General features: G+C 69.9%; 6 protein-coding genes. 2 read left to right on the top strand and 4 right to left on the bottom strand.

Features of this window, described 5'->3' with window-relative positions; all coding sequences use genetic code 11:
* The 3 genes from VM840_00745 to VM840_00755 all read right to left on the bottom strand — a co-directional run.
* Positions 1-548 (bottom strand): MBL fold metallo-hydrolase (locus tag VM840_00745; GenBank protein ID HVL80102.1); only part of this gene is annotated, 548 nt, incomplete at its 3' end.
* Positions 548-1474, bottom strand: a complete 927-nt coding sequence (locus VM840_00750; protein HVL80103.1) for an SDR family oxidoreductase — start codon at positions 1472-1474, stop codon at positions 548-550. The genes VM840_00745 and VM840_00750, both read right to left, overlap by 1 nt.
* Positions 1475-1538: 64 nt before the next feature.
* Positions 1539-2141: a hypothetical protein gene (locus VM840_00755; protein HVL80104.1), complete on the bottom strand. Its 603-nt coding sequence runs from the start codon at positions 2139-2141 to the stop codon at positions 1539-1541.
* A gap of 61 nt (positions 2142-2202) precedes the next feature.
* Here VM840_00755 and VM840_00760 point away from each other — a divergent pair, with 61 nt between their 5' ends.
* Positions 2203-2592, top strand: coding sequence for a hypothetical protein (locus VM840_00760; protein ID HVL80105.1), 390 nt, complete (start codon positions 2203-2205; stop codon positions 2590-2592).
* A 9-nt stretch (positions 2593-2601) separates the two neighbouring features.
* Positions 2602-3387, top strand: coding sequence for an ABC transporter ATP-binding protein (locus tag VM840_00765; GenBank protein ID HVL80106.1), 786 nt, complete (start codon positions 2602-2604; stop codon positions 3385-3387).
* Here the strand turns inward: VM840_00765 and VM840_00770 are convergent.
* On the bottom strand, positions 3376-3635 hold a 260-nt coding region (locus tag VM840_00770; GenBank protein HVL80107.1), incomplete at its 5' end, for a hypothetical protein. The two genes, VM840_00765 and VM840_00770, sit on opposite strands and share 12 nt — an antisense overlap.

The raw sequence follows: 3635 nt of genomic DNA on the forward strand, positions 1-3635 counted from the left end.
CCGGGCAGGACCTCGGTGTCGTCGTCGAGCACGAAGAGCTTCTCATCGAGCGAGGCCATGATCTGGGCGAAGGCGTCGGGGTCCCCGAACGTGCCCCCGGGTCCGCCCGGGAACAGGGTGTCCCCCGAGAACAGGAGCGTCTGCCCGTCCTCCTCCATGACCAGGCAGACCCCGCCTGGGGTGTGTCCGGGCGTGTGCAGCACCTTCAGCTGCACACGCCCGATGGTCACGAGATCCCCCTCCTGGAGGGGCTCGGTGGGGACCGGGATGCCATCCGCGTCCGCGGGGTGCACGACCACGGGAGCCCCTGTCCGCTCGACGAGCGCGGGCAGCGCCTGGACGTGGTCGTAGTGATCGTGCGTCTGCACGATCGTGGTCAACCGCCGGTCCCCGACCTCGGCCAGGATCGCGTCGGCCTCGTCGGACCCGTCGATGAGCAGCGCCTCGTCGGACGTCCTGAGGACGTAGACGTTGTTGTCCATCTGCCCGACCGAGAGCTTCACGACCTCGACCGGACCGACCGCGCGCCGCCAGCGCAGCTCGGCCATCAGCCGCCGGAGGCCAGGCTGGAGGTGGGGGTCCGGTCGACGATCCCGGTCTGGCGGTCGCCGAACAGCTCCCCGACCTTGTCTCCCAGCTCCTCCACCTTCCATCGGTCGTCCTTCACGATCGAGGAGACGACCACGGGCTGCTGGACGAGGTGGACCTCCCCTCCCGTGACGACGAAGACCTGGCCGGTGATGTTGGCGGCCGCCTCCGTGCACAGGAAGACGACGAACGGGGCGATGTTGTCCGGGTCCCAGGGGTCGAACCCGTCCTCGGGCTTCGGGATGTTCCCGAACGTCATCTCCGTCATCCTCGTCCGAGCCCGGGGGGCGATCGCGTTCGACGTGACCCCGTACTTCGCCATCTCCCGGGCGAGCGCCATCGAGAACGAGCAGATCCCGAGCTTCGCGAAGTCGTAGTTCGCCTGGCCCGCGTTGCCGTACAGACCCGACTCGGAGGATGTGTGGATCAGGCGTCCGTAGACCGGCTCCCCCGTCTCCTTGCCCTTCTGCCGCCAGTAGGCACAGGCGAACCGGGTCGGAGCGAAGTGTCCCTTGCCGTGGACCGTGACGACCGCGTCCCACTCCTCCTCGGCCATGTTGAAGAGCATCCGGTCCCGGAGGATCCCGGCGTTGTTGATCAGGATGTTGAGGTCACCGAAGGTATCGACGGCCTGGTTGATCAGGTTCTGGGCTCCCTGCCAGTCGGCGACGTTGTCGTAGTTCGCGACCGCCTCGCCCCCGAGCTCCTTGATCTCCGCCACGACCTGACCGGCGGGCGTGTTGTCCTCGCCGCTGCCGTCCCAGGCGACGCCGAGGTCGTTGACGACCACCTTCGCTCCGTGCCGGGCCAGCTCGAGCGCGTGTCCACGGCCGACGCCGCGTCCGGCTCCCGTGACGATGGCGACCTTGCCGTCGAGAAGTGCCATGGGTCTCCCTTCGTGACAGTGCGGGTGTCAGGTTCCTGAGTATATGGACCGGGCCCGGCGCGGGCTAAGTCGGAGGGGGCGTGATCGGCGGCTTCGGCGTCGGAGCCGGGCGCCCCGACCAACGGAACGCCAGGGAGACCTCGGTGCCTCCCTCGTGTCGCAGGGAGGGGCAGTCGAGGGAGCCGGAGAAGGCGCGATCCCCGAAGCGGGCCGTGCACGGTTGTCCCAGCCGCTCGTAGACGGTCGAGGTCGGACTCCCGGGTGACTCCCTGACCTCGACCGCGGCCAGGTCGCTCGTCTGCGGGTCGCCGTCGCCCGCCGGCTCCAGGGTGTACTCGCCGGGACCGGTCCACTTCCCCGGGCGCAGCAGGAGCCGGACGACGAGCTCCCGTCCGTCGGGGAGGGTGAGTCCCGGCTGGGTGCCGACGGCCAGGTAGCTGGGGTCGTCCCCCTGGCCGGCGATCTCGGTGACGATGACGGCGGCCGGTCCGGACACCTCGACCGTCTCCGCGCCCCCCACCCGGACCTCGGCGGTCCCCTCTAGCGGGGTGACCGACCGTCCGGGGGTCTCGGTCTCGGGGACCTCGGGAGCCGGCTGCTGACCCACCGCGCAGCCCGTGCATATGACGAGGGCCGCCAGGGCCGCCCAGAGACGAGCGATGAGCATGGACAGATGCTACGACGCGGCAGGTTTGTCGCGACACCCCCGGAGTGCACAAACTGTGGGTGTGGAGAAGGCACCCTCGCGGATCCCGCTCGCCGTCGGGCTCGTCCTGATCGCGTGCGGCTGGGCCGCCATCTACCTAGCCTGGAACCAGGCGGGAGAGCAGAGGATAGAGGTCGGGCAGCTCCCCTACCTCATCTCGGGTGGGTTCGGGGGACTCGGCCTGCTGCTCCTGGGCGGTCTCGGGATCGTCGTCGACCAGGTCCAGCAGTCGTCGTGGCGCGCCAGACGCGCCCTCGCCGAGGTGAAGGAAGCTCTGGCCGAACTCGGGGAGGGACTGGAACGGTCCCTCGACCGGCTGTCCGAGCACCGCGAGCGCGACCGGCACGAACCCGAGGAGGAGGAGGAGAGGCCCCGTCCGGTGCGGCGCCGGCGCCGAACCAGCTCCGCGTAGACTCGGAGCATGCCCTTCCTCCACGTCCGATCCGTGCACGCCGGGTATGGACGCGTTCCCGTCCTGCACGGGGTGGACCTCACCGTCGAGCAGGGTGAGATAGCCGCCGTCCTGGGGCCCAACGGGGCCGGGAAGACGACCACGCTGCGGGCCGTGTCCGGGCTGATACGCCCTTCGTCGGGATCGATCCTCTTCGACGGGCAGGAGCTCGCCGGGCGCGAGGCCGAGGAGATCGTGGGGATGGGGATGGCACACGTCCCCGAGAACCGCGGGGTCTTCCCCGCCCTCACGGTCGAGGAGAACCTGCGCCTCGGCGGCTACATGGTGCAGAAGCGCAAGGACGAGTACGCGGCCAACCTCGACCGGGTGTTCGGCTTCTTCCCGGTCCTGTCGGAGCGACGTACCCAGCTCGCCGGGACCCTCTCCGGAGGTGAGCAGCAGATGCTCGCCATCGGACGGGGGCTGATGAGCTCGCCGAAGATCCTCCTCGTCGACGAGGCCTCGCTCGGGCTCGCGCCGATCATCGTGAAGAGGCTGTTCGAGATCATCCGTCAGATCAACGCCTCGGGGACGACCGTGCTCATGGTCGAGCAGAACGCGGCCTTCACGCTGGCCATCGCCCACCGCGCCTTCCTGATGCAGAAGGGGAGGATCGTCTTCGCCGGGTCCGGCGAGGAACTGCGCTCGGAGGGCCTGGTGAAGGCCTACCTCGGCGAGGGCTCGATCGGGCGGACCTCCATCAACGGGGGCCGGGAGGAAGACAGCCCCAGTCCGAGGCGACGGTCAGGGTCCTGAGCCGGCCGGTTCCCGGACCGTCCGCCACGACCAGCGAAGACCCACCTTCCGCCCGTCCGACGTGCGCAGCTCCGGACAGTGCAGACTCCCCTGCGACCCGGCTTCGGACACCTCCGCCCGGCACGGGGCGCCGAACTCGTCGAAGCGCACGAAGGGCGGCTCGAACCCGGGAGGGGCGATCACCTCGACGAAAGCGTTGGCGCCCACCGGGGTCGTGACGGACCCCCCCTCCCCCTCGAGCTCCACCC

It is taken from the genome of Actinomycetota bacterium, assembly GCA_035540895.1.
Lineage (GTDB): Bacteria > Actinomycetota > JAICYB01 > JAICYB01 > JAICYB01 > DATLFR01.